This is a genomic window from Paenibacillus albidus (genome assembly GCF_014644435.1).
GTDB lineage: Bacteria > Bacillota > Bacilli > Paenibacillales > Paenibacillaceae > Paenibacillus_AQ > Paenibacillus_AQ albidus.
Genome location: NZ_BMKR01000018.1, coordinates 103,955 through 128,571, shown reverse-complemented (window position 1 = coordinate 128,571; position 24,617 = coordinate 103,955). Strand labels below are relative to the sequence as shown.

Below are 24,617 nucleotides of genomic sequence, written 5' to 3'. Positions count from 1 at the left end.
GCCAACATCCATGAGTTGCCCAAAACAGGCAAAGAAGTTGGCATCGATGTTGGCTTGAAAGATTTTGCCATTCTATCGAGCGGAGCAGTCATTGGCAACCCTAAATTCTTTCGCAGACTGGAAGAAAAATTGGCAAGGGCACAGCGTAAACTTTCACGCATGATGAAGGGCAGCAGCAATTGGAACAAGCAACGCATCAAGGTAGCGCGTATTCACGAGAAAATCACGAATGCTCGTACGGACTACTTGCAAAAGAATTCAACGCAACTTGTCAAAAACCACGACATCATTGCGATTGAAGATTTACAGGTAGCCAATATGGTCAAGAATCCTAAGTTAGCCAAGGCAATTAGCGAGGTTTCCTGGTCGATGTTTCGCTCCATGCTAGAGTACAAAGCGAAGTGGTATGGTCGCATAGTTGTGGCTGTGGGTAAAACATTCGCATCTTCACAGCTATGCTCCTGTTGTGGCTATAAGCATAAAGAGGTAAAAGACTTAAAGCTGCGTGAATGGGACTGCCCGGAATGTGGAGCACACCACGACCGAGACTTTAACGCAAGCCTGAACATTCTTGCCGAAGGCAAAAGACTGATTGGGGTGTAATCCTTACACGAACTGTCGGAACGACAGGGTTAGCTTGGTACATTTCTCTTCGTTAGAAGGGACTACCCAAGAATCTCGTGACTTTAGTCATGAGAGGTTCAAACTTTTCCTCCAAATAGATTTCAAATTGCTTTTTTAAAGCCATGGACTTCCACGGCAGCCCATAGAATACAAAGTATACTCCCATTATGGGTATCAAAAGAATTAAAATAAAGAGCGATTTTTTGCTGAAAAAAGTAGGTTTCATTCTCCACATATGACAATTGTGTTTAAATCATGTAATTGCAGTGCTTGACAAATTCGGAGAAAATAAGGGATTCCTGAAGGTTGTTCTAATGTATATCGTACATCAGAATGGTTTAAACGAGGCTCAAACATCCATAATGATGTATTTTGTACATTCAAAGGATAGTCATAAGGCACTTTTCGGCTAATGCTGTGGTTTCTGCTGCACCAAATACACTAAAATCCTAAAATGAGCTTATTTTTTCCCATCCTGATGTATAAAGTGCACTCTAGCGATCTCCGCCCTAGGCTTACGGCGTTCCTCCCAGGAGGTAGCTTTCGAATGAGCCCTCATTCCCACCTTTTAAAGGCTGATGCTGTATTAGCTTCTTGGTGCCCAGAGAATAACGGAGACGCCTACGATACAAATAGCGGCTCCGATCCAGTCATACATATCGGGTGTTTTCTTATCAACGAACCATCCCCATACAACAGCAAGAGCTACAAACACGCCACCATAAGCCGCATAGACCCGCCCAAACGAGGGGAAACTTTGCAGGGTTGGAATGATGCCGTACACAATAAGGATGAGGCTGCCAACAATGCCATACCAAAGAGGTCTCGATTCCCGCAACCACAACCAAACCATATAACCCCCGCCTATTTCAGCGAGTCCAGCAAGCACAAACAGGAATACGGTCAACAACACGAAAATCCACCCTTTCTGAGTCTTACAACACCCGGCTGAATGTATTCCAGTTGTTCGATGTCCATATAGGTTCACTCCAATAATCATGAGTTTATTATCATTATATAATCTCTAAGTGGAAAGCATAAAACTTTATACCTGGCCGGGACAGTCTTAAGGGAAAGGCACTCGAAGGTTTCCGCCTTGGGCAGAAGTCATATTCGTGATAAGATAAATCAATGAATATGCCAATTTTATCTACTAAACTATATATCCCTTTGCCAAGGACTACAATTGTACCCCGGCCGCGCTTGATCGAGCGGTTGAACGAGGGGCTGAACCGTAAGCTGACTCTGATCTCTGCCTCCGCAGGCTCCGGCAAAACAACGCTGGTCAGCGAATGGGTCGCTGCTTGCGGACGTTCTGTCGCATGGCTGTCGCTGGACGAAGGGGATAATGACTCAACACGCTTCCTGACTCATCTTGTCGCTGCTGTGCAGAGGATTGCGGAGAATATTGGAGAAAGTGCGGTTGGTGCACTTAACTCCCCGCAACCGCCGTCAACCGAATCGATTCTTACGATCCTGCTCAATGAAATTTCTGCCTTGCCATACCCATTCGTCCTCGTCCTTGACGATTACCATGTTATTGATGACAAACGGATCGACGATGTCCTCATCTTCCTGCTTGAGCATCTCCCGGCACAGTTGCACCTGGTCATCGCCACCCGTGAGGATCCACAGCTTCCCCTGGGCCGGTTGCGTGCCCGGGGGCACTTGAGCGAGCAACGTGCCGCGGCTCTGCGTTTTACTCCCGGCGAAGCGGCCACATTCCTTAACCAGGTGATGGGCCTCGGCCTAACGGCCGACGAAATTAGTGCGCTGGAGGCCCGTACCGAAGGCTGGATTGCGGGGCTTCAGCTGGCGGCACTCTCGATGCAGGGGCATGAGGACATTCCCGGGTTCATACGGGCATTCGCTGGAGACAACCGGTACATTGTAGACTATCTGATCGAAGAGGTCCTGCAGCGTCAGCCCGATCCTGTCCGTAGCTTCCTGCTGCAGACCTCCATTCTCGACCGGCTGCATGGCCCGCTGTGCGATGCGGTCACCGGACAGGCGGATGGCAGTGTGCGGCTGGAGGCCCTGGAGCGGGGCAACTTCTTTGTCGTTCCATTGGATGACAAGCGCTCCTGGTATCGCTATCATCACCTCTTTGCCGAGGTTCTCTCTGTGCACTTGAGGGCGGAGCAGCCCGATCAGGTGGCTACGCTGCATCGGCGCGCAAGCCGGTGGTACGAGCAGCAGGGCTCGGCGGCCAATGCGATCCGCCACGCGCTGGCCGCTGAGGATTTCGCACGAGCGGCGGACTTGGTTGAGCTGGCCTGGCCTGCCATACGCAGAAGCGGACAGGAAACTGCGCTGTTGGGCTGGCTGAAGGCGCTGCCTGAGGGTCTGATCCAATGCAGGCCGGTGCTCAGCGCTGGATATGCCTGGTCGTTGCTGGCTGGCGGCGAGTTAAAGGCCGTTGAGGAACGACTGAGGGATGCCGAGCGGTGGCTGGAGCCGGCGGCGGACATGCGTGAGCAACCCGAAGCCCTTTCGGCTGAAATGGTCGTCGTGGACGAGGAGGAATTTCGCCGTCTCCCGGTTTCGATCGCCGTGTACCGTGCCGCACATGCCCTGGCGCTGGGTGATCTGCAAGCTGCCATGAAATACGCCCGGCGGGTGCTGGAACTTGTGCCTGAGGACGATCATCTTCCGCGCGGAGCGGCAGTAGGGCTCTTGGGACTCGCCTCCTGGACGAATGGGGATCTGGAGGCAGCGTACTGCATTTTTGCCGATGGCATGGCTAATGTGCAGCTGGCCGGGAACATCTCGGACGTAATCGGGGGCACAATCGCTCTGGCCGATATTCGGCTTGCGCAAGGTCGCCTTCGCCAGGCGATGCGTACCTATAAGCGCGGATTGCAGCTTGCACAGGAGCACAGTGAGTCTGTACTGCGGGGAGCGGCAGACATTTACGTGGGAATGAGCGAGCTCCTCCTTCAGCATAACGATCTGCATGCCGCCACACAGCACCTCATGAGAAGTAAGGAGCAGGGTGAGTACACCGGGGCTCCGCAGAACAGGTATCGCTGGCACGTTGCAATGGCCCGAATACGGGAGGCCCAAGGAGATTTGGAGGGAGCGCTTGATCTGCTTGACGAGGCAGCACACCTGTATGTGGGTGGCTTTTTCCCAAATGTACGTCCGGTAGCGGCGTTGAAGACACGGGTGTGGATTGCACAGGGCCGTTTGAGTGAAGCTGTCGACTGGGCGCGGGAGGAGGGACTGTCCATCGAGGACGACCTTAGCTACTTGCGCGAATTTGAGCACATCACATTGGCCAGGGTGCTCCTTGCCCCGTATCAGAACAACCGTACAAACCGCTCTATTGTTGAGATAATGGAATTCCTGGAGCGACTCCTCCAAGCAGCAGAGGAAGGCGAGCGGACAGGAAGCGTAATTGAAATCCTGATCGTGCAGGCACTTGCTTATCACATGCAAGGCGATATTCCTGCAGCGCTGGTACCTCTGGAACGCGTCCTGACTCTGGCTGAGCCGGAAGGCTATGTCCGCATCTTTGTGGACGAAGGCCGACCCATGGCGACCCTGCTGGAAGCTGCCGCGAAACAGGGAATCGGCCTGAACTATGTCCGGGCCCTCCTGACAGGCTTTGGCACGGATGAACGCTGGACACCTGTCAGTCAGGTGATGAACGAGCCGCTGAGCGCGCGTGAACATGATGTGCTTCGGCTGCTTCGGACCGACTTGAGCGGCCCGGATATTGCCCGTGAACTTATGGTGTCTCTGAACACCTTGCGGACCCACACCAAAAATATTTACGACAAGCTTGAAGTGAACAACCGCCGGGCAGCAGTCCGGCGGGCTGAGGAACTTGATTTGTTCTAGCTGGCCCACAACCACCACCCCCGGCCCCGGCAGGTTTAGCAAACCACATGCCGGGGCTTTTTCTATCTCCTGCCCAACCTCCCGCTTGACAAATCACCCTATCAATCACCACATGTGATGATGCCGTCTCACCACATCAACGTGTATCTTATGTTTAAGCAGGAACGATAGCGAGTGGAAATGTATCCAATACAGGCATAAACGAGGTGTAAAAGGAGTGAAGCAAACGTATTTACAAAAGGAGAATCATGAGCCCGGACTGTACGAAATTCGCCTGAAGGGGCATCTTGATGCCCGGTGGGAAGAATGGTTTGAGGGGCTGAGCATCATCCTCGATAACGATGGAACAACGATTCTATGGGGTCCGGTGGTCGATCAGGCCGCATTATATGGCTTGCTGAGGAAAGTACGTGATCTGGGCCTGCCATTAGTCTCGGTCATTCAGGTTGACAAATAGGGGTCCGGTTCACAAAAATTTAGATCAAGGAGCGCAAAATGAAAACAACAGCCTCGAATCTCATCCGTTGGGCAGGTGTATCAGCTATGGTGGCAGGGATTCTTTTTGTGGTCGTTCAGATGATCCATCCACCTGATATTCTTTCGTCAGTCGCCACCGGTGCTTGGGCAATCGTCCACTACCTGACTATCACCATGTCTCTTCTCGGCCTGCTCGGCATAGCGGGGATCTACTTCAGACAAGTGGAAGAAGCCGGTTGGCTTGGGTTGGCCGGATTTCTCATGTTAAGCCTTTTTTGGTTAGCCACGATGGCCTTTACATTCGCCGAAGCCTTTATCTTGCCGCTATTGGCCACCGACGCGCCGGAATTTGTGGAGGGCTACTTGGGGATCTTCAGTGGGACCGCCAGCCAGATTAACCTCGGAGCCCTCCCGGCGGCTGCGCCGCTAGCAGGGGGACTGTATATTCTTGGTGGCCTGCTGCTTGGCATCGCTACGCTCCGCGCCAGCATCCTGCCGCGCCGGGCGGCCGCTCTGCTTGCTTTTGCTGCCGTGTCGACCCTCGCGTCTTCGCTGCTCCCGCACCCGCTCGACCGGATATTGGCGGTGCCGATGGGGTTAGCTCTGGTTTGGCTGGGATATGCACTCTGGTCTGAACGGCAGGGGGAAACCACAACACCCCTACCTGGCAGGGGAAGTGCCCAGCTCAGCCGAACCGGAACCAAGTAAATCCGTCCAAGGAGCTGAAAAGAAAATGAATGTCTACGATGAAGATCGGGCTCCCGATGTGCCTCAGCTCAATGAACTAGAGGGAGCTTCGTCTCGGAAAACCAAAGCACCAGCAAAAGCAGATTCGGCAGAGTGGCTTTTGCCTGCCGCATTGCTCCTGCTGAGCGCCGTTCCGCTCGCCGCCGGTGTTTTCCGCCTAACCGGGCTGGCCGGAGGCGCGGAAATCAGCCAGGCTAATGCCCGGTTTTTTGCTTCATCCTTGCCGGTGGTGCTGCACATTGTAAGCGCCAGCTTGTATGCCATTCTGGGTGCGTTCCAGTTCGCAGCCGGTTTCCGGCGACGCTATCCCGGATGGCATCGCTTGGCCGGGCGCCTCCTGGTTCTATGCGGCCTGCTGGTTGGGCTTTCCGGGCTGTGGATGACTCTGTTCTATCCCCGCCCGGCTGGCACCGGTGAGCTGCTTTATGCCTTACGGCTCCTGTTTGGGTCGCTTATGGTTGTGTCCATCGTCCTTGGTTTTGCCACGATCCTGCGCGGGGATGTGATCCGCCACCGCGCATGGATGATTCGCGGCTATGCGATCGGGCTTGGTGCGGGCACGCAGGTTCTGACCCAGTTGGCCGGAACATGGATTGTCGGCCCGCCGGGTGAACTCAGCGGAGCGCTGCTTATGGGCGCGGGGTGGGCGATTAATCTCGCCGTGGCCGAATGGGTCATCCGCAAGCGGCCCGCTGCTCCAGCCCAAGCAGTATAAGCCAGCGAAGGATAAATAGGTGAATGGGGGAGATAGATATGAAAGCGATCATATATGAGCGGTATGGGCCGCCGAATGTACTACAGCTGCGGGAGGTTGCTAAGCCCGTACCTAAAGAAGATGAAATATTGATTAAGGTTTATGCAACAACCGCTGCAACAGGAGATTGGCGCTTACGCAAGGCAGATCCTTTTCTGGCGCGGCTGTTCAATGGTTTGTGGAAACCACAACGTATCAGGATTCTCGGATTTGAGCTCTCGGGCGTGGTCGAATCGACGGGCAGCGGCGTTACCCGTTTCAAGCCCGGAGATTCTGTCTACGCCGCCTGTGGCAACAGTTTCGGCGCGTATGCCGAATACAAATGCCTGCCCGAGACCGGCGCCGTCGCACTTAAGCCGGTGAACATGACGTTTGAGGAAGCGGCCGCGGTTCCGGTCGGCGCCTATACTGCCCTGCAATTTCTCCGCAAAGGCAACATCATGCGCGGCAGGCGCGTTCTCGTCTATGGTGCTTCAGGCAGCGTTGGGACATATGCAGTGCAGCTCGCAAAGGATTTTGGCGCGGAAGTGACCGGTGTATGCAGCACATCAAATGTGGAGTTGGTGAGGTCGCTGGGTGCCGACCGGGTCATCGATTATACGAAAGAACAGTTAGCGGAGGGTGGACCGGCCTATGATATTATTTTCGATACGGTGGGGAAGAGTCCATTTAAGGTCTGCGTCAAGCGTCTGACACGCAGCGGCTTCTACCTCCATGCGCTCCATGTTAATCCTTTGCTGATCGTTCGCGGATTAATGGTCAACTTGATCAGCGGCAAGAAGGTGATCGGCGGAACGATGAAGGAAAACGCGGAGGACTTGACCTATCTTAAGGAACGGATCGAGGCGGGCAAATTACGTTCGATCATTGACCGCCGTTATCCGCTGGAGCAAGCCGCAGAGGCCCATCACTACACGGAGCAGGGCCATAAGAAAGGTAACGTCGTTTTAACTGTTCGGCAAGGATGAACTCCACCACCGCGTCATTCGTCATTCATCAATTCATCGATATAGCTGCTCTTCAATGAGTCTATTGTGGATTTTTTGTTTTTGGAGTAAGAGATTTTATAGATACATGAGTAAATCACGTTTAAGACATAATCAAAGGCAATTTGGGACGAAAATGTACCGATTTTGGCATGTTTCACTTCGTCATTAGGCACCTGGATACAGATAGGACTTAGTTTTGCCAATTCACTGGAATGGGTCGCTGTAATTGTGATAAAAGGGATCTTCTTACGTGTGAAATGCTGAGCAGCTTGTAAATAAATCGGTGACTTACCATGATAGGTCAAGAAAATAGCGCAATCCTCTTCGGTAAGATTAACTGTATGATAAGCCCATTCGTACAGCTCAGTCGCTATTACTACGTATTTGTTGATTTTAATCAACTTATTTTGAAAACTTTTTGCCCGGATTTGGGAATCCCCTAAGGCGTAAATAAAGATTCTTTTTGCCTGGTCCAGTCTATTGGCGGTTTGTGACAGCAACTCATCATCCATGAATGCAAAGTTTTTGTCGATCGTTTCCTTCATTAATGCTGCGATTTCTTTCGCCACTTGAAGTGGGGATTCATCCAGACCGAACGGATAATTGGGATCGATACTGGAAATATTCTGGGTGTTTTGCTGGAATTCCGTCGCGAGTTTTATGATGAACTCTTTAAATCCGGTTAGGCCAAGTTTATGCGTTAATCGATTAATCGCCGAATGTGAAGTATACGTTGCTTTGGCAAGTTCCTGAATATTCATTTGGAGCATATTTTCCTTTTGCATCAAAATATAGGCAGCAATGCTTTTTTCATTGGGTGTAAAGGTTTGCATCTCCGATAATTGCGTCAATATTCTCAACAGATTCACTCCTGTTTTGTTGAAAAGTCTTTAGTTCAAGATCTATAGCATAGAAATAAACATTTTGTCCAAAAATAAACCGTCATTTATACGATTCTTTGATGGATTGTACCATTTTGCCGGCGAATCCTTTACGCCTGTCTTGGTTCTTCTATAATAAATGAAAAAGAACCTGAGGAGGAATTAATATACTTACCATCGGATATATAGGAAATGGCAAAAGCACGAACCGCTATCATCTTCCTTTTTCATTGAACCGGAATCATTTGAAAGTGAAGACGATCTACGCCCGCAATCCGGATAAAGGGGAATGGGAGAAGGCGCCTGGCGTTCATTACACTGATGATCTTGAAGCATTAATGCATGATGAAGAGATTCAGTTAATCGTTGTGTGTACACATATAGACTCCCATTATTCTTATGCAATAATGGCGCTGGACCACGGTAAGCATGTGCTTGTTGAGAAACCTTTTATGTTAACGAAAGAAGAAGCCGTGTCGATCTTTCAATACGCCAAAGAGAAAAATTTGATCATTCAATGCTATCAGAATAGGCGTTACGATTCGGATTTCCTCACTACAAAGAAGGTTATAGAATCCGGCAAGCTAGGTGATTTGCTGGAGATGGAGATGCATTACGATTATTATCGCCCGGAGACCCCGAATTCCGTCAGCCATTTTTCCAAGTATAACAGTTATTTATACGGACATGGAGTTCACACCATTGACCAGGTACTTTCTTATTTTGGGAAACCGGACAAGATTCATTACGACGTTCGCCAATTGCTGGGTCCCGGCAGAATGAATGATTACTTTGATCTGGACTTTTATTATCCTTCACTGAAAGTATCCGTCAAATCGAGTTATTTTCGCTTAAAAGCGCGGCCGAGTTTTGCTGTATACGGTAAAAAGGGTACATTCATCAAACAAACGGAGGACCGCCAGGAAGAGCATCTTAAATTATTCTACATGCCCAAGGGTCATCCTGATTTTGGCGTTGATTTGCCAGAGCATTATGGCATCCTAACCTATCTGGATGATGAAGGCAAATATCATGAAGAAAAAGTGGTCTCTGAGAAAGGGGATTATGCCCGGGTATATGACGATATCTACCAATCCATCGTATATGGAAAAGAAAAAGTGATTCAAGACGAAGAAACAATAACTGCTATGGGCATTATTGAACAAGGCATAGAGGAGTGTACTTAATATGAAATTAGGGATTGTTGGAGCCGGAATGATCGTAGGGGATGTACTCAGCTTTATCCATGAGATCCCTGACATATCTCTTGCTGCTATCTGTTCCAGATCCGGCCACCGGGAGAAACTACTCGATTGGCAACATAGATATGGGATCTCTCAGATCTACTCGGAGTACAGCGAAATGCTGATGGACGATAATGTGGATACTGTCTATATCGGGCTGCCGAATCATCTTCATTTTTCTTATGCGAAAGAAGCCTTGCTCCGTGGCAAACATGTCATTTGTGAGAAACCCTTCACTTCCAATTTAAAGGAATTTCTGGAGCTGAAAGAAATTGCATTACAAAGAAAACGGGTATTATTGGAGGCTATTACGAATCAATATTCAAAAAATGTTCTAACGATGAAGGAATATCTGCCTAAGCTTGGTGACATCAAAATAGTGGAATGCAACTATTCCCAATATTCATCACGGTACGATGCTTTCCAAGCTGGAGAAACCCCGCCTGCATTCAACCCTGCAATGTCTGGAGGCGCTTTGATGGATATTAATATCTATAATATTCATTTGGTAATCGGTTTCTTCGGGAGTCCCGGGAAGGTGGAATATTATGCAAACATGGAGCGCGGAATTGATACTTCAGGTATGCTGATGCTGGATTATGGTACTTTCAAGTGTATCTGCATTGGTTCTAAAGACAGCACAGCCCGGAGCGCCATGAGCATCCAAGGCAATAAAGGATATATACACATGCCAAGTTCAGCGAATATTTGCGACTACTTTGAGTACACTCCCAATAAGGAAACGCCGATTCGGGTGGATCATAAAGATCATCCGCATCGTATGTTTGACGAATTCGCTGAATTTGACCGTATCATCAGAGAACAAGATCTGATAAAGGTCAAAGTTATGCTTGAACATAGCGGGAAGGTTATGAAGGTGATTGATCAAGCCAAGCAATCGGCCCAAATGGACAGTTGATAAAGGAGATATCACACGTCCGAATATGAAATGTACAAGGATTCCAAAGACGTCAAAGAAATTTTGGTTTGTACAGTGGGAAGACGAAACTTCACTACGACTGGCTGGTACGGTTAAAAGAAAGGTTTCCGCGGACGGTTCGGCATGTACGTATTGCCGAACTTGAACACAATCCGCGGAACAATCGGATTAGAGCGATCTGACAGACCTACGACTCTTCCAATTTCCCCGGCTCCCGGCGCCGCCAGCTCATAAATACCAGGCACAAGGCAATTATCGAAAGGATAACCCCAAGCAGCCGAAATCCCCCGGCACTGAACTGATCCCCCATTATGATCCCTATCAACAATGAAGAGAGAATGGTCCCCAGGTATCTCGATGTCATAAATAATCCCGAGGCTACACCGATAATTTGTTGGGGAGAGCTGTTGAACAAGGCCGCTTGCATACCGACATTATTCAAGCCGTTGCTAATACCGAATGCAACCAAAGCCACACACACACTGATAACCGGTGAAGATTGATTTAATGTCACTATCCACACTGAACCAAAAGCCATCAGCATTCCGGATACGAGCAACGCTGGTCGAGGTCCGGCTTGATCTATCCATCTTCCTGATATTGGAGAAACAACGAGCGAGCACAAGCCTAAGCTTAACATAAGGATTCCTGTATGAAACTCGCTGACATGACGTACCATTTGCAGGTAGGACGGGAGCCCGAAAAAAAGTGAGTAATAAAGTAAGTTAACGAGTATGAATTCGATATTGACCCAAGTCATCGCAGGATGTTTGGCGAAGGTGTGCAAGGGAATAAAGGGTGACGGCGCTTTTAACTCATGTCGTACGAAAGCCGCAAGTAGCAAGAGGCCTATCAGCCCGACAAGGACAGGTCCCGATGAGACATGCCCGGATGATTTTGCTGAGAGTAGTCCGACGAGAAGGGCAATCAGCCCCAATGTGAAGAGCAGAATACCTGACGCATCAATCAAATCTAACCATTTACGAAAGGACAGGTTGCGTAGAGCGGATGTTGACGGTTCGTCCTTAGGAATAGTCCTCCAAGCGAATAGAAAGCTCATCACCGCGAACGGAATATTGACGAAAAAGATAGCAGGCCAATCCCACCAGTGAATCAAGACGCCGCCAATAAAGGGTCCAATGGCTGCCGCTCCTGACAGGAATATGGACATCACTGACAGTGCAGCCGCTTGTTTCTCTGTGATATGAATCCGCACAATAGCTATTCCCACTGCAACCATCATGCTTGTTCCGATGGCGTGAATAATCCGGAACACAATGAGCCATCCAAAGCTTGGCGATAGTGGAGCTAAGACTGATGCAACAAAGGCTACAACAAGTCCGGTGAGAAATATCTTCTTGCGGCCAAATAAATCACTGGCTTTTCCCATGACAGGTTGAGCGATAGCACTCGCAATGTAGAAGGAAAAAATAATCCAGGAAACCATTCTAAAGTCAAGGTGAAATACATTTTGCAGCCTTGGAATTGCAACAGAAATCATTGAAGAATTTAATGGGTTCAACAGCACCCCCAGTCCGACGGAAATCAACAACCCCTTGTTTCGAGCATTCATTTTTGTTCCCCCCAACGTGTATTGAAGTCATCGTACTTGAAAATCATCATTTATTCCAACGCATTATATGTTATGATTTCATTGACTTGAAGGAATGAAGGGGGATACGAATTGGAACTTCTTCAGCTGCAATATTTTCTCGCGGTAGCTCGATTAGAACATGTGACCGAAGCAGCACGAAGTCTGCACGTTACTCAATCGTCACTAAGCAAAACGATTGGGCGCTTGGAGGAGGATCTGGGGGTTCCTCTTTTCGATCGGACAGGGAGGAAGCTGCGCTTAAATGAATTCGGAAACAGGTTCCTGCGCCGTGCGGAAAGGGCCTTGTTTGAATTGGATCAGGGTAAACAGGAGCTTAGCGACTTATCCAATCCGGAACATGGCACACTTGAATTGGCAGTAACCACCGCAAGCACGTTACCCAATATCCTTCGCGAGTTTCGGAAAAAGCGCCCCCATATCCAATTTCATGTGCAAATGCTGACCACGCAGGAAATGGTTACGCTTCTTCATAGAGGAGAGGTCGATTTCTGCTTGTCCTCACCTCCCATACAAGGGGATGACATTGAATGTCAAATCGTATTCATCGACCCGATCCTTGTAGCTGTCCCAAAGGGGCATCGGCTGGCTGACCGAAGCAGTGTATCCTTGTCAGAACTAAGGGATGAATGTTTTGTCGGTGTAAAGAGAGGTTACGGTACCCGCGATCTAGTGGACTCTATCTGCAAATCGGCCGGATTTGAACCTAAGTATGTGTACGAGGGAGATGAACCTGCAAGGCTAAGCACTCTTGTGGAAGCAGAAATTGGTATAGCCTTTATACCAAGCACGGCAAGGTTATCACGGGAAGAGCTCAAATATCTCCAGGTAGAGGATCATGGATTGGTACGGGAGATAGCTTTATTATGGCATAGGAGTCGGTACTTTTCGCAGGCTGCCCTGGAATTCCGTGAGGTTGTTGTAGAATATTTTGAGGCGTTATCCCAATATGAGTTCCTTAGCAATCCTGAGCTTTCAAAGAGGGTGTAAATTCAAATGAAAATTGAAATTAAAGATATCGTTTCCAAGAAAATTCTGAGCGAAGCGAAGGGTTACTTAGATATAGGTTTTACTCATTCCTTGAATCCGTACAGCGGCTGCGCATTTTCTTGCAGATATTGCTACGTAAGAGAAATGCCGATTCAAAAGTTCAAAGATATTCCTTGGGGAGAATGGGTAGATATCAAAACAAATGCAGCTGAAAATTACCGGGACGAAATAATCAAGCTGCGCCAAAAAAACAAAACGGTAAATATCTTTATGTCCTCGGCAACGGACCCCTATCAACCGATGGAACGAAAGGCAGCCGTTACACAACGAATATTGGAAGCAATGATTGAAAATCCGCCTAATCTGCTGCAAATCCAGACACGAAGCCCACTTATCACAAGGGATCTTGATTTGTTAGTCAAATTAAAAGAGAAATGTGAAGTCCTTGTATCCATGACGATCGAAACAGATCGAGAGGACATCAAGCGGATTTTTTCTCCGTACGCACCCGGGATCAAATTGCGCCTCAAAGCTTTAAGAGAAATACATGCGGCCGGAATAGCTACACAGGTGTCCATTTCTCCTGTGTTACCCTTTACCCCTGAGTTTCCTAAATTGGTAGAGGGAATCGTGGATCGTATTTGGATCGATACGCTGACTATCGGGGATGGTTCGATGGGGAGACGTTCAGAGCGGCTGGGAATGCCTCAATTGTTTGAAGGACATGGGCTATCGGAATGGTACCGGAGAGATATCCATGTCAGAGTTGAAAAATACTTTAAGAAAAGCTTCCCTCATAAGATGATACACGTTTCGAAAAATGAAGCTTTTCCAAAGCTTTAATTCTCAACGAGGTGATGATTAGTTACGATCGTTGTTGTTTATCGGATTTATTTTGCTACAGACAATCTGCTGGTCCCCGTAAATGATAAGAGCCGAATTCCCTTGAAGGAGTTCAGGCTCTTTGTTGTTTTACGGCCGTATATCCGCCTGTGGATTTTTGCGGAATTTCAAGGGAGAGAGACCGGTTATGCTTTTAAACGTCCGGCCGAAATGGGTTGAATTCTCGAAGCCGACGCTTTCGGCAATAGCTGAAACTTGCAGATTGGAGTCTTTCAACAAATGGCAGGCTTGTTTGATCCGAACATGGTTCACATACTCGATCAGGGTGAACCCCGTCGATTCTTTGAAAGTCCGGCTAAGATGGGAGGGGCTGACATGGAACCGGCCGGTGAGCTCTTCCAAGGTCAGACGCTGATCATAGTGGTGATTGATGAAATGGGCGATATGGGAGATGCGCTGATAAACCCGGTTGGTTGAGTAATTCATATATTGACGGCCGCTGTTTAACAAACGGTGTATGAAGACTAAAAGCTCGGACAACAGGATTTTGAGATAGAAATCCGACTCCGGAAATCCGTTTGCCGACTCGGCGGCCATCTTCGCAAAAATACCTTCGACACAACCCTGTTCCTGCCCCTTTAGCCGAAGAGAGCCGGAACCGGATTGGAATGCGGATAGTGGATGAAATGACAATTCCTCAGTCAACAACCCGCCTAAAAACTCTTCTTTAAAGAGCAGGGTTACTCTTTCAAATGCGGCACCGTTGGGATTGATCAGCCGGTGTCCGTCATTTTTCCGAATAAGCAGCATGGAGCCGCCCACAAGCTGAAACGGCTGGCTTTCGATACAATAATGAAGCTCACCCGAGACAATATACAGTATTTCATAAGCGTCATGATAGTGGAACGAAGGAATGCTGGAACGGGATTTGCTCTCTCGGCTGATATAAAAGGGATCAGAATGGAAAAAGTTCATGTTAATCACCTTTCCGGCACTCCGGCAGTTTAAGGTATCCTCGCTGTAGCCGAAGCCATTTGAATTGTTGATCAATATAACAGCATTATATGTTGAAAATGGCGATTTTTAAATAAGATTCCCTGAGAATCCTTAGGTGAACATGGGCTATATTCAAGAAAGCGGGATTCTTAATGAATCCTCAAGCTAATCCGTTCATTTGAACGGGAAAGGGGTTGCGAAACATGCGAATCAAGAAGAAGAGAGGAAGTAATCCGAAACGAATGTTCCTTGTGTTCTTAGCACTCCTGTTGATCCCCTGGTCATTCCCGGCAGATTCACAAGCCGGCTCCATGACAGGCAAGCCCGGGCAAAACTCCGTTGAACCAATGGAAGCAGCCGAGGCCGTAATCGCCGAATGGGTGTTCAAAAACAAGGGGGAAGATGGAGTCCATCCTGCAACCGGGGGACAATACCTGTCTTCCTCGTTTCTACAACAGATCGGAGGATCTTTTGAAAACTTCGATAGTAAAGCCAAAGACATCAGCTATCAGGGCTGGGACAAAGGCGAGGGCAAAAAGTATTGGTTGGCAACTATTTCAACGTCTGCCTACAAGAATATCAGATTATCCTCGGAACAAAGCTCTTCCGGTTCCGGGCCTAACGATTTCAAAGTACAGGTAAGTACCGACCGGACAGTCTGGACGGACGCCCCGGGGGGCACCATTCAGATGAATACCGTTTCAAGCTACAGTTGTCCGGGCCAATCCTGCAAGCTCAACAAGGTGTCCCTGCCGAATGCAGAGGATAAGGAACTGCTGTATATCCGCTGGCTGGTTAATTCCAATAAGGCAACCAACTCCAAAGATAATCCGAAAGGCATTGGCGAAGGAGGATCCAGCAAAATCCGGAATATTCGCGTGACCGGGGATTTGATTCCAGGTCAAACACCCATCCCGCCGGCAATCGATCTGTCGCATTCTCCTGGAGATGGCGCTGAAAAGGTAACCGTGACGGTGCCGGTTGAGGTCAAGTTCAACAAACCGGTCATCCTAAAGGATAAACAGGCCATCACAATACGGGATGACCAGAATCAGCCGGTTGCTAACCTTACCGCCGAAGTTATTAACCAAACGGCCTTACGCATCGGGCATGGCGGATTAGGTCATGGGAAATTATATAGAGTTACTATACCCAAAACCGCGCTCCAAGGAAAAGATGGGGCCCCCCTTATACGGAATGTCGAATGGAGCTTTACGACACAAGCCTCCGCGTCTCAGCCCAAACTTATTAATATGACTTTAAACGGCGATACCAAAACAAGCATGGCTTTCGCATGGTACACGGATAGCTCCGCGGAGACGAAAGTCCAGATTGCCGAAACAACAGGGAGAACCGGAAACGAGTTCCCGAATGAGGGGGTTCTCGAGTTCACCGGATCTTCCGAGGAAATCTCGACTTATATGACCAAGAGCGACAGATCGACCGGGAAGAAGAAAAAGTTCTTCAGCCATAAAGCTGCTGCGAATGGATTAAAGCCGGGAACCGAATATGTATTCAGGGTAGGCGACGGCTCCGCATGGAGCTCTACCGGATCGTTTAAGACTGATACTGCGGCCTCCCAGCCCTATCGCTTTATTGTAGGCTCTGACTCGCAGGCCTCGAGCAAATCGGGTTTTGAGCCATGGGCGGATACCTTCAGGAAAGCCTACGAACATATCGGCAACCCCAAATTCCTGATCAATGCCGGTGATTTGGTCGATAACGGTGACCTGGAGGAGCAGTGGCAGTGGATGCTCGGGCTCGCACAGGAGTATCTAATGAAGGTCCCATTTGTTCCCGTGCTGGGCGGACATGAGGTGTCAGATTGGGATGGCGATGAAACGACGCCGAATAACAACTTTTACAACCACTTCAATCTGCCCCGGAAAGTGGTGGATGCTACGCATGACGGTTCAGTATATTCTTTTGAATATGGCGACGCCCTTTACATGGTGTACAACTCGCAGTTTGACGGCAAGCTGAATGAGGACGGCTCCGTCAACTGGGATGACGATCAGCATGAGCAGTTTTGGAACCAGATCGCTTGGATGCGGAATACGGTGGCTAAAAGTGACAAGAAGTGGAAATTCGTCACCTTTCACAAGGCACCTTACGCATCCGGCGATAATTCCGCACAGTGGGAAGGGGATCGTGTTAAATTCTACAGGAAACATCTGATTCCTGTCTTTGACGAGCTTGGTATCGATATGGTATTTGAGGCTCATGATCATATGTATATGCGTTCTTTCCAGATGTATGGGGATAAGGTCATCGATCCGAAAAAGCTGGAGAAGGACGAGGCAGGCAACGTTGTCAATCCCCAGGGCACAGTGTATCTGATGTCCAATGCTTTTGGAAACAAGTTTTATTTCAAAAACGAACCGTATGACGACTTCTTCGCAGCAGTCAACAAGCAGCCGGAGAAAAAAATGTTTACGGATGTGTCGGTTTCAGATCAGATTCTGAAATTTGATGCCTATACGGCTGCTGTTGAAGATGAAGGAAAAACCGGATACGGAAAAAATGGGCTAAAGGTATACGACCATTACGGCATCAAACGAACGGACACCAAACCCGCTCCGGTGGAGGAGTTCAAGGTTAAACTTCAAGGGACCAAGGCTACTTTGACCTGGAAGATGCCTTCTTCCAGCCAAGAGCAGATCAGGGGATTCCGTATTTATGAAAAGGATGACAAAATCAGCAAGCATTGGAGCCTCTACGTGCCAATGAAGACGGGAACGTCCCAGTACAGCGCCGTTATCGATCACTTGAATCCGGAGATCCAATATAACCTGGTGATCAAGTCCGTCGGGAGAAGAGACAATTCCAGTCCAATCACGGTAAGCACTTCGGATCATCCCGAAGGGAATGAACCTCCATCTGCACCGGAGGGTCTGGCAGGCAAAGGAATTTCTCCTTTTCAAATCGATCTGACCTGGAGAGCGCCCTCCGGCAAGGCACCGGACCGTTATCACGTCTACCGCAACGGAACTCAACTTGGATCAACCAAGGAAATTACCTATATCGATACCGGCTTGAAGCCCGATACGGAATATCTGTACCAGGTGAAAGCTGTCAACATGGGGGGAACCGAATCGCTGCCGACTAAAGATATCCGTTTGAAAACGATGCCTTCTTCCCAAGGCGCCGCGCCTTATAAGCCGTTCCCGCAGCATACGGCCTACGCCTCCGGCTCGATCAAGCCGGATCATTTGGATCAAGCACATCTGGATGCAACCGTCACCCGGTTATACGATGAGTGGAAGCAGAAATACTTGAAAAAGAAGCCGTATCTTCAACCAGCAGAGCCGGACCAGTTCTATGTCTGGTATGCCGACGGGGATTGGTTCAAGGAGGAATATGACGAGGAGCTTAAGGTCAAGTATCAATCGATGACCGTTTCCGAAGCGCACGGATATGGGATGCTGATTACCGCTTACATGGCGGGTCATGATCCTACAGCCAAGGCATCTTTTGACGGACTATACCGTTATTTCAGAGCGCATCCGAGCAAGATCAACCCTGAACTTATGGCATGGAAGCAGGGCGATACGGGTAAGGCCGTCGTGAATGTCGGCGGGGCTGATTCGGCCACGGACGGAGATATGGATATCGCCTACGCGTTGCTCCTTGCCGACCGGCAGTGGGGAAGCGGCGATGAGATCAACTACCTGGCCGAAGCCAAGAAAGTAATCGGCGCCATTATGAGCAGCGATGTCAATCACTCCGAGTGGACTTTGAAGCTTGCCGATTGGGTAAGCGACAACGATGCTAAATACGGCAGCGGAACGCGCCCTTCCGATTTTATGCTGCAGCACATGAGGGACTTCCGGAACGTGAGTGGAGATGCTAATTGGGACCGGGTTATTGACAAAACCTATTCTGTCAGCGAAGGGATGTACAAAAAGTTCAGTCCGAAGGCGGGGCTGCTCCCCGATTTTGTGGTCAAGAAACATGGCAGCTATGCTCCGGCAGATGCGACATTCCTGGAGTCTGAAACGGACGGCGACTTCAGCTATAATTCGTCGCGAATTCCTTGGCGGATCGGTACTGATGCTCTCATGACAGGGGAACCCCGTGCCAAGGCGCAGTTAAACCAAATGACGTCCTGGATCCGCCAGGTATCCGGGAATGATCCAAGCAGAATCTATGGAGGTTACAAGCTGGACGGTTCGAAACCGCTTGTGGATTATACGGATATCGCATTCTCCTCGCCAATGATGGTCAGCGCGATGATCAATCCGGCCAATCAGGATTGGCTTAACCGTTTGTGGGATCACAATGCTTCAAGCTCTACAAAAGATGATGTCTATTTTGGGAATACCCTGCGTCTCTTAAGTATGATTGTTGTTTCGGGCAACTGGTGGTCACCGACCCTTGCCGATACGGAAGCACCGGTGCAGCCAACCATCGAACAAGCGACGGCGGTCACCGGTACATCCGTAGAGCTGAAATGGACTCCTTCTTTTGATAATGCGGGAATATCGGAGTATAAGGTTTATCGTAATAATTCCGTCATCGGAACAACAGAGACCACCGATTTCAAAGATAACGGCTTGACACCGGAAACAGCTTATCATTATTTTATCGTTGCGTACGATACTTCCGGCAACATGTCGAACATCAGCAATGTAAGGATTGTCTCAACCAAGAAGCAATGAATGAATAGTCAATGACGATCAAGCCATGCAGTTCTAATGCAGAAGTGATCGATTGATCTGGCGGCAATCATAACGAAAAGGATCAGAGCCTGGGGCACCCGGGCTCTTTTTTTCGCTCCATTTTGTTTAAGCCATTTTGACTATTCAGCTTGTAATTATTATAGTTGGAAATGAGGAACTTCTCTGAACGACATCATTTTTATTTTAGGAGGGAGCAACATGGAAGTCTTTGCAGAATATTTAGCGCAGATTGATCACCCGGAGCATCGGGCCCGAACGGAAGAAGTTTTGGCTTGGGTAGCTAAGAAGTTCCCGGATTTAATGCCAAAAATCGCCTGGAATCAGCCTATGTTTACCGATCACGGCACATTTATTATTGGCTTCAGCGTAGCCAAACCTCATTTGGCTGTTGCCCCTGAAAGGGCCGGGATTATTCATTTCTCCGATGAAATTGTGCAGGCTGGCTATGATCACACCAAGCAGCTGGTTCGTATCCGGTGGGATAGTCCAGTGGATTTCTCACTACTGGAGAAATTGATCGAGTTTAATATTTTGGATAAGGCAGATTGTTCAACTTTTTGGCGGCAATAAAATTGGAATGGAAAACAGGGAAGAGGGAACGGATGCCTACTATACTGGTTGCTGACGACGATGCGAACATTCGCGAACTCGTATGTTTATTTCTGCGCAACGACGGATTCGAAACAGCCGAAGCTGCGGACGGTAAGGAAGCACTGACCGTCTACGCCTCAACGCATATCGATCTTGTCGTGCTCGATATTATGATGCCGGTTATGGATGGTTGGACGTTATGCAAGGAGCTGCGACGAGCCAATCCTGATCTCCCGTTACTTATGCTGACTGCGAGAGGCGAAACCTGGGAGAAAGTGAAAGGGTTCGAACTGGGGACCGATGATTATTTGACAAAACCCTTCGATCCGCTCGAGTTGACGGCTCGTGTTAGGGCAGTGCTAAAACGATATCGCATTGGCTCCACACAGACGATCCAGTTCGGCAACGTCGTCCTTGACCGGCAGACCTACAAGGTGATGAGAGGAACGGAGTCGCTCACGCTGCCACTCAAGGAGTTCGAGTTGCTGTACAAGCTCGCTGGAACCCCTGGACAAGTCTATACACGCGAGCAGTTGATCGATCAAATCTGGGGGCTCGATTACGCTGGAGATGATCGAACGATAGACGTACATATTAAACGCCTGCGTGAACGGTTCGCGACTACACCGGATTTTCGTATCGAAACAGTGCGTGGGCTTGGCTACCGGCTTGAGGTGAATGAATGATCAAATCCATATACACACGTGTCGTCCTGACCTATCTAGGCTCTGTAATCGGGGGCACGATCATTGCTCTTTTGGTGACTACTTGGGTATATTTTGATCAGTTTAATGAAAACTTAAAAACCAACTTACTTTATTTTGGCCAGGATATCGTCCGGATTTACGAGTTATTTCCAGCAAGTGAAGCAGACACCTACTTAAGTGGAATGAAACAGCTCAATTATTATATCCGAATTTATGAAGAAACGGGGCAGTTCAAGTCTTACGGTACACTTAACGGAAGCCATCTTTCCACAGTCACTATGGAACAAGTTAAGGAGGTACTGGATGGAGAAGTTCTTCAAGTTACTGGTGTGGAAACGAACCTTTTAGGGCTGCTGCTCAAAACGGAAACGGGAAACAAAGCGATGTTTGTGAACGCGATTGCTCCACCTTCAGCTTTTTTTATCATCAAGTGGGTTTTGAGTTTTGTGACCTATTCTTTAATCGCAGGAAGTCTAATTATTCTGGTTGCTGCCATGTTCCTCGTCAGACCGATCAAAAAGCTGACAAAAGCGACCAGGCAGATAGCGACCGGAGATTTCAACGTCAAGCTCAATATTAAGCAGAAGGGTGAGCTGGGTACTTTGGCTCGCAGCTTTGAAGACATGATGTTTGAACTGCAGCAACTTGAGCAGATGCGCAGGGATTTTGTATCGAACGTCTCGCACGAAGTTCAGTCGCCGCTCACTTCAATATCAGGTTATGCTAAAGCGCTCAAGCAAGTAAACATCGCAGATCACGACCGAAGCCGTTATCTCGATATTATTATCGCTGAAGCAGAGCGGATGTCCAAGATGAGCGATAGCCTGCTCAAGCTAAGTTTGCTTGAATCGCAGTCACAGCAGCTACGGATGGTCACGTTTGGCCTTGATGAACAGATTAGACGAGTCATCGTCGCGATCCAGCCGCAATGGTCGGCCCGCAACATCCGTTTCGAGCTCAATTTGAAGGCCGTTCAACTAATGGCCGATTATGACCTATTAAATCAGGTATGGACCAATATACTCCGTAATAGCATCAAATTCTCCAAGGATAACAGTGTGATTGACGTCAGCATCAGACAAGATATCAAAAACGTGACCGTCCGAATTTCCGACACGGGCATTGGTATTTCCCCCGAGGACCAGAAACGTATATTTGAACGGTTTTTTAAAGCCGACCGTTCCCACAGTCGAAAGTATGGCGGCAGCGGTATGGGCCTTGCTATCGTTAAACAGATCGTATCGCTTCATCAAGGCGATATCCGGGTGGAAAGCGAACCCGGCCAAGGAACGACCCTTGTTGTCACTTTGCCCATCACAACGTCAACAGATTAGCTAGATTCATTCTCCAGGCTACGGTTCATGTGCAAGCTTTTTTGCATGTGACGCCGCAGCATTTTTTTTGCTTGTTCATACTCCGTTCATATTGCCGTCATCGGGAGTTCATCTTTCTCATATAAGCTTTCCTTAACGGCGTTGTTAACGCAGCCCAATCAACAGATGAAGACAGGAGAAGATGAACGTGGAACTAAAAAAAGAGGTAACAAAAAAGAGGATGGGTAAACTGCCTCGAATCATACTTAAATCCTTAGGAGTTATAGCTGGATTAATAGTACTTTTTCTAGCCGTTGTATTTATTGTAAATATTGTCTGCAACAAAATTGAGCAGGGGAAAATTGAACCCTATGGCCAGAAAGTATCTGTCGATGGAAAAAATATGAATGTTCTGATTCAAGGAAAAGGCGATGAAACCGTCGTACTCCTGACTGGTGCCGGAACCGCAGCGCCAGCTCTTGACTTTAAGCCGCTCATAGATGAACTATCTCCATTTTACAAAGTTGTCGTGGTTGAGCCTTTTGGTTACGGACTCAGTGATGAAACTGAAAAAGAGCGGACCACGGAGAATATTGTCAGTGAAGTTCATGAAGCTTTACAACAGCTAAATATCGACCGTTACATTTTAATGGGCCATTCCATTGCAGGCATTTACAGCTTGGATTATGTGAATAAATATCCAGACGAAGTGATTGCATTTGCCGGAATCGATAGCAGTGTTCCAACACAAGGGGGGATGGATGCTGAATTACCATTAGGAACATTAACCTTTCTCCAAAAATCAGGGTTTTTAAGATTAGCCAATAATTTGAATGACCCCTATGCTTCATCAACATTTGATGATCAAACCAAAGAACAAATGAAAATGATTTCGAATATAAGAGGAAATAATGCCACTTTGATGAATGAAATGAAGCATATTTCTTCTAATTTTAAAGAGGCCCAAAAGTTAAAATTCCCCAAAACGTTGCCTTTGATCTTGTTTGTACAAGCGAATAATCCAGCGCTTGAAGATTGGATCCAACTGCATGAAGAGCAAGCCAAAGATTCTGTACATGGAAAAGTGATGATTTTAGAAGGAGGACACTATTTACACCATACCCTAGCAAAAGAAATCGTTGAAAACTTCAGGAAATATATGGAGGAGACAAAATAGTTCAGAAAAAGGCCGCTCCCCTACGAATAAAATTTAAAGAGTCGGACGATTCACAAAACATTGTGAGTCGTTCGACTCTTTTTCATATGGAATTGTACCTACAAAATAACGCATCGTCTCGCTCTATAATGACAAGTTCATTCCTGTTCTGTAAATACCGCAAGTGTGCTACCGTCTCCCCAAGCGCGAAACTTAAGGAGGCAGAATCGACCACCTTGGGGAATAAACGGGTGCTGATCTCGTAAGGGGTGAACTCTCTGGTGTTGGAATGTCTCCACATGGACCGGATTTCCTGAAGCCGTTCAAGATGATGCTCAATCACGCGGTCGATGAAGGAATCAGACAATTGAAACAACGGTCCGTGCCCAGGGAGGACACTTTGTATATGTAATGTTCGCAGCATGTTAAGGGTATCAAAATAATCTTTTAAGGGGTCTGTGTCGGTGCTATAGTCATACGTAATATTAGGTGTGATTTTCTCTAGCAGAAGGTCACCGCCTATGAACATTCTGCTTGCTTGATGAAGAAAACCAATACTCCCTTCAGCATGACCACTACCAAGCTTAACTTGAAACCGCCATTGACCCAGTTGAATCTCCGCCTCTGGCTCCAGGATCACTTTGTCTCCCCCGACCGGCTTCACCCAAGTAAACAGTTCTTCAATGTGACCGCTCATCTCAGCGACGAGCGAAGCGGGAACGCCGCATTTTCGGCTAAATTGAGCTGTCTTCCTGATTGATTCGCTGTGGTAAGTGCGATCTGCCCATTCAAAAGTTTCCCTGCTGCTGTAAACAGCGGCACCTGACCACTGCTGAAACGAACCCGCAAGACCGTAATGGTCCGGGTGGTAATGAGTCACTATAATCCTCCTGATATCCCCGAAAGTCAGACGATAACGTTTCATAACGTCGGCCCAGACTGTCATGGTATCCTCTGTAGCTAAACCAGGATCAATCACGCTCCATCCCTCTTCATCCTCTATGAGATAACTATTCACATGATTGAGTCGCATCGGCAGAGGTAATCTCACTTGGTGTATTCGCTGCACGGTATGATTCATTTACATCTCCTTTTAAAACAATAGTAACTATCGGAATTATAAAAATTAGTATGAACTATAATCGAGAAATACGGCAGTGTCAACGCTTTTTTAATTAAAATTGTTTATTCAAAAAGCATATTGACAAATTAATCAGAGCGGTTT

At 48.1% G+C, this 24,617-nt stretch carries 20 protein-coding genes; 15 read left to right on the top strand and 5 right to left on the bottom strand.

Going from position 1 to position 24,617, the window contains the following annotated elements:
• A partial coding sequence (locus IEY53_RS20195; protein WP_189028160.1) for an RNA-guided endonuclease TnpB family protein occupies positions 1-603 on the top strand: 603 nt, incomplete at its 5' end.
• 607 nt (positions 604-1,210) lie between these two features.
• On the opposite strand, the gene IEY53_RS20190 is transcribed toward IEY53_RS20195, so the two are convergent.
• The gene (locus tag IEY53_RS20190; RefSeq protein WP_189028158.1) at positions 1,211-1,537 is read right to left on the bottom strand and encodes a YnfA family protein; all 327 of its coding nucleotides are present in this window, start codon (positions 1,535-1,537) and stop codon (positions 1,211-1,213) included.
• A 218-nt stretch (positions 1,538-1,755) separates the two neighbouring features.
• Here IEY53_RS20190 and IEY53_RS20185 point away from each other — a divergent pair, with 218 nt between their 5' ends.
• The 5 genes from IEY53_RS20185 (at position 1,756) to IEY53_RS20165 (ending at position 7,416) form a co-directional block, all read left to right on the top strand.
• On the top strand, positions 1,756-4,470 hold the full coding sequence (locus tag IEY53_RS20185) for a winged helix-turn-helix domain-containing protein (protein WP_189028156.1): 2,715 nt from the start codon (positions 1,756-1,758) through the stop codon (positions 4,468-4,470).
• A gap of 217 nt (positions 4,471-4,687) precedes the next feature.
• On the top strand, positions 4,688-4,927 hold the full coding sequence (locus tag IEY53_RS20180) for a DUF8691 family protein (RefSeq protein ID WP_229696252.1): 240 nt from the start codon (positions 4,688-4,690) through the stop codon (positions 4,925-4,927).
• 194 nt (positions 4,928-5,121) lie between these two features.
• Entirely contained in the window at positions 5,122-5,655 is a 534-nt protein-coding gene (locus IEY53_RS20175; protein ID WP_229696251.1) for a hypothetical protein, read from the top strand.
• Positions 5,656-5,680: 25 nt separating this feature from the next.
• Entirely contained in the window at positions 5,681-6,409 is a 729-nt protein-coding gene (locus tag IEY53_RS20170) for a DUF2306 domain-containing protein (protein WP_189028152.1), read from the top strand.
• A 38-nt stretch (positions 6,410-6,447) separates the two neighbouring features.
• Entirely contained in the window at positions 6,448-7,416 is a 969-nt protein-coding gene (locus tag IEY53_RS20165; protein WP_189028150.1) for an NAD(P)-dependent alcohol dehydrogenase, read from the top strand.
• Positions 7,417-7,430: 14 nt separating this feature from the next.
• On the opposite strand, the gene IEY53_RS20160 is transcribed toward IEY53_RS20165, so the two are convergent.
• Positions 7,431-8,297, bottom strand: coding sequence for a MurR/RpiR family transcriptional regulator (locus tag IEY53_RS20160; protein WP_189028148.1), 867 nt, complete (start codon positions 8,295-8,297; stop codon positions 7,431-7,433).
• Positions 8,298-8,485: 188 nt separating this feature from the next.
• On the opposite strand from IEY53_RS20160, the gene IEY53_RS20155 reads away from it, so the two are divergent.
• Together IEY53_RS20155 and IEY53_RS20150 are read left to right on the top strand one after the other, a co-directional pair.
• Positions 8,486-9,505 (top strand): Gfo/Idh/MocA family oxidoreductase, encoded by a 1,020-nt coding sequence (locus IEY53_RS20155; RefSeq protein ID WP_189028175.1) that lies wholly within the window; start codon positions 8,486-8,488, stop codon positions 9,503-9,505.
• Position 9,506: 1 nt separating this feature from the next.
• Positions 9,507-10,481, top strand: coding sequence for a Gfo/Idh/MocA family protein (locus IEY53_RS20150; protein ID WP_189028146.1), 975 nt, complete (start codon positions 9,507-9,509; stop codon positions 10,479-10,481).
• A 208-nt stretch (positions 10,482-10,689) separates the two neighbouring features.
• Here the strand turns inward: IEY53_RS20150 and IEY53_RS20145 are convergent, their stop codons facing one another.
• A complete protein-coding gene (locus IEY53_RS20145) occupies positions 10,690-12,075 on the bottom strand; it encodes an MFS transporter (RefSeq protein ID WP_189028144.1) in 1,386 nt (461 codons plus the stop codon).
• Positions 12,076-12,186: 111 nt separating this feature from the next.
• On the opposite strand from IEY53_RS20145, the gene IEY53_RS20140 reads away from it, so the two are divergent.
• Positions 12,187-13,104, top strand: coding sequence for a LysR family transcriptional regulator (locus IEY53_RS20140; RefSeq protein ID WP_189028142.1), 918 nt, complete (start codon positions 12,187-12,189; stop codon positions 13,102-13,104).
• A gap of 6 nt (positions 13,105-13,110) precedes the next feature.
• A complete protein-coding gene (locus tag IEY53_RS20135; protein WP_189028140.1) occupies positions 13,111-13,947 on the top strand; it encodes an SPL family radical SAM protein in 837 nt (278 codons plus the stop codon).
• 129 nt (positions 13,948-14,076) lie between these two features.
• Here the strand turns inward: IEY53_RS20135 and IEY53_RS20130 are convergent, their stop codons facing one another.
• Complete coding sequence (locus tag IEY53_RS20130) at positions 14,077-14,922, bottom strand: AraC family transcriptional regulator (protein WP_189028138.1); 846 nt, start codon at positions 14,920-14,922, stop codon at positions 14,077-14,079.
• Between the two features lie 224 nt (positions 14,923-15,146).
• Here IEY53_RS20130 and IEY53_RS20125 point away from each other — a divergent pair, with 224 nt between their 5' ends.
• The 5 genes from IEY53_RS20125 (at position 15,147) to IEY53_RS20105 (ending at position 23,413) form a co-directional block, all read left to right on the top strand.
• On the top strand, positions 15,147-19,604 hold the full coding sequence (locus IEY53_RS20125; protein WP_229696250.1) for a glycosyl hydrolase family 8: 4,458 nt from the start codon (positions 15,147-15,149) through the stop codon (positions 19,602-19,604).
• A 219-nt stretch (positions 19,605-19,823) separates the two neighbouring features.
• Entirely contained in the window at positions 19,824-20,195 is a 372-nt protein-coding gene (locus tag IEY53_RS20120) for an iron chaperone (RefSeq protein ID WP_189028136.1), read from the top strand.
• Between the two features lie 32 nt (positions 20,196-20,227).
• A complete protein-coding gene (locus IEY53_RS20115; RefSeq protein WP_189028134.1) occupies positions 20,228-20,902 on the top strand; it encodes a response regulator transcription factor in 675 nt (224 codons plus the stop codon).
• Positions 20,899-22,257, top strand: coding sequence for a sensor histidine kinase (locus IEY53_RS20110; RefSeq protein ID WP_189028132.1), 1,359 nt, complete (start codon positions 20,899-20,901; stop codon positions 22,255-22,257). The genes IEY53_RS20115 and IEY53_RS20110 overlap by 4 nt, the downstream gene beginning before the upstream one ends.
• A gap of 181 nt (positions 22,258-22,438) precedes the next feature.
• Entirely contained in the window at positions 22,439-23,413 is a 975-nt protein-coding gene (locus IEY53_RS20105; RefSeq protein ID WP_189028130.1) for an alpha/beta hydrolase, read from the top strand.
• Positions 23,414-23,495: 82 nt separating this feature from the next.
• On the opposite strand, the gene IEY53_RS20100 is transcribed toward IEY53_RS20105, so the two are convergent.
• The gene (locus tag IEY53_RS20100) at positions 23,496-24,425 is read right to left on the bottom strand and encodes an MBL fold metallo-hydrolase (protein WP_189028128.1); all 930 of its coding nucleotides are present in this window, start codon (positions 24,423-24,425) and stop codon (positions 23,496-23,498) included.
• Positions 24,426-24,617 lie beyond the last annotated feature (192 nt).

What these genes read in the sequence shown, in the direction of transcription:
- IEY53_RS20185 (WP_189028156.1), top strand. Translation starts at nt 1,756, where the DNA reads ATGAATATGCCAATTTTATCTACTAAACTATATATCCCTTTGCCAAGG.
- IEY53_RS20175 (WP_229696251.1), top strand. Translation starts at nt 5,122, where the DNA reads ATGTCTCTTCTCGGCCTGCTCGGCATAGCGGGGATCTACTTCAGACAA.
- IEY53_RS20170 (WP_189028152.1), top strand. Translation starts at nt 5,681, where the DNA reads ATGAATGTCTACGATGAAGATCGGGCTCCCGATGTGCCTCAGCTCAAT.
- IEY53_RS20165 (WP_189028150.1), top strand. Translation starts at nt 6,448, where the DNA reads ATGAAAGCGATCATATATGAGCGGTATGGGCCGCCGAATGTACTACAG.
- IEY53_RS20150 (WP_189028146.1), top strand. Translation starts at nt 9,507, where the DNA reads ATGAAATTAGGGATTGTTGGAGCCGGAATGATCGTAGGGGATGTACTC.
- IEY53_RS20145 (WP_189028144.1), bottom strand. Translation starts at nt 12,075, where the DNA reads ATGAATGCTCGAAACAAGGGGTTGTTGATTTCCGTCGGACTGGGGGTG.
- IEY53_RS20135 (WP_189028140.1), top strand. Translation starts at nt 13,111, where the DNA reads ATGAAAATTGAAATTAAAGATATCGTTTCCAAGAAAATTCTGAGCGAA.
- IEY53_RS20130 (WP_189028138.1), bottom strand. Translation starts at nt 14,922, where the DNA reads ATGAACTTTTTCCATTCTGATCCCTTTTATATCAGCCGAGAGAGCAAA.
- IEY53_RS20125 (WP_229696250.1), top strand. Translation starts at nt 15,147, where the DNA reads ATGCGAATCAAGAAGAAGAGAGGAAGTAATCCGAAACGAATGTTCCTT.
- IEY53_RS20120 (WP_189028136.1), top strand. Translation starts at nt 19,824, where the DNA reads ATGGAAGTCTTTGCAGAATATTTAGCGCAGATTGATCACCCGGAGCAT.
- IEY53_RS20115 (WP_189028134.1), top strand. Translation starts at nt 20,228, where the DNA reads ATGCCTACTATACTGGTTGCTGACGACGATGCGAACATTCGCGAACTC.
- IEY53_RS20110 (WP_189028132.1), top strand. Translation starts at nt 20,899, where the DNA reads ATGATCAAATCCATATACACACGTGTCGTCCTGACCTATCTAGGCTCT.
- IEY53_RS20105 (WP_189028130.1), top strand. Translation starts at nt 22,439, where the DNA reads ATGAACGTGGAACTAAAAAAAGAGGTAACAAAAAAGAGGATGGGTAAA.
- IEY53_RS20100 (WP_189028128.1), bottom strand. Translation starts at nt 24,425, where the DNA reads ATGCGACTCAATCATGTGAATAGTTATCTCATAGAGGATGAAGAGGGA.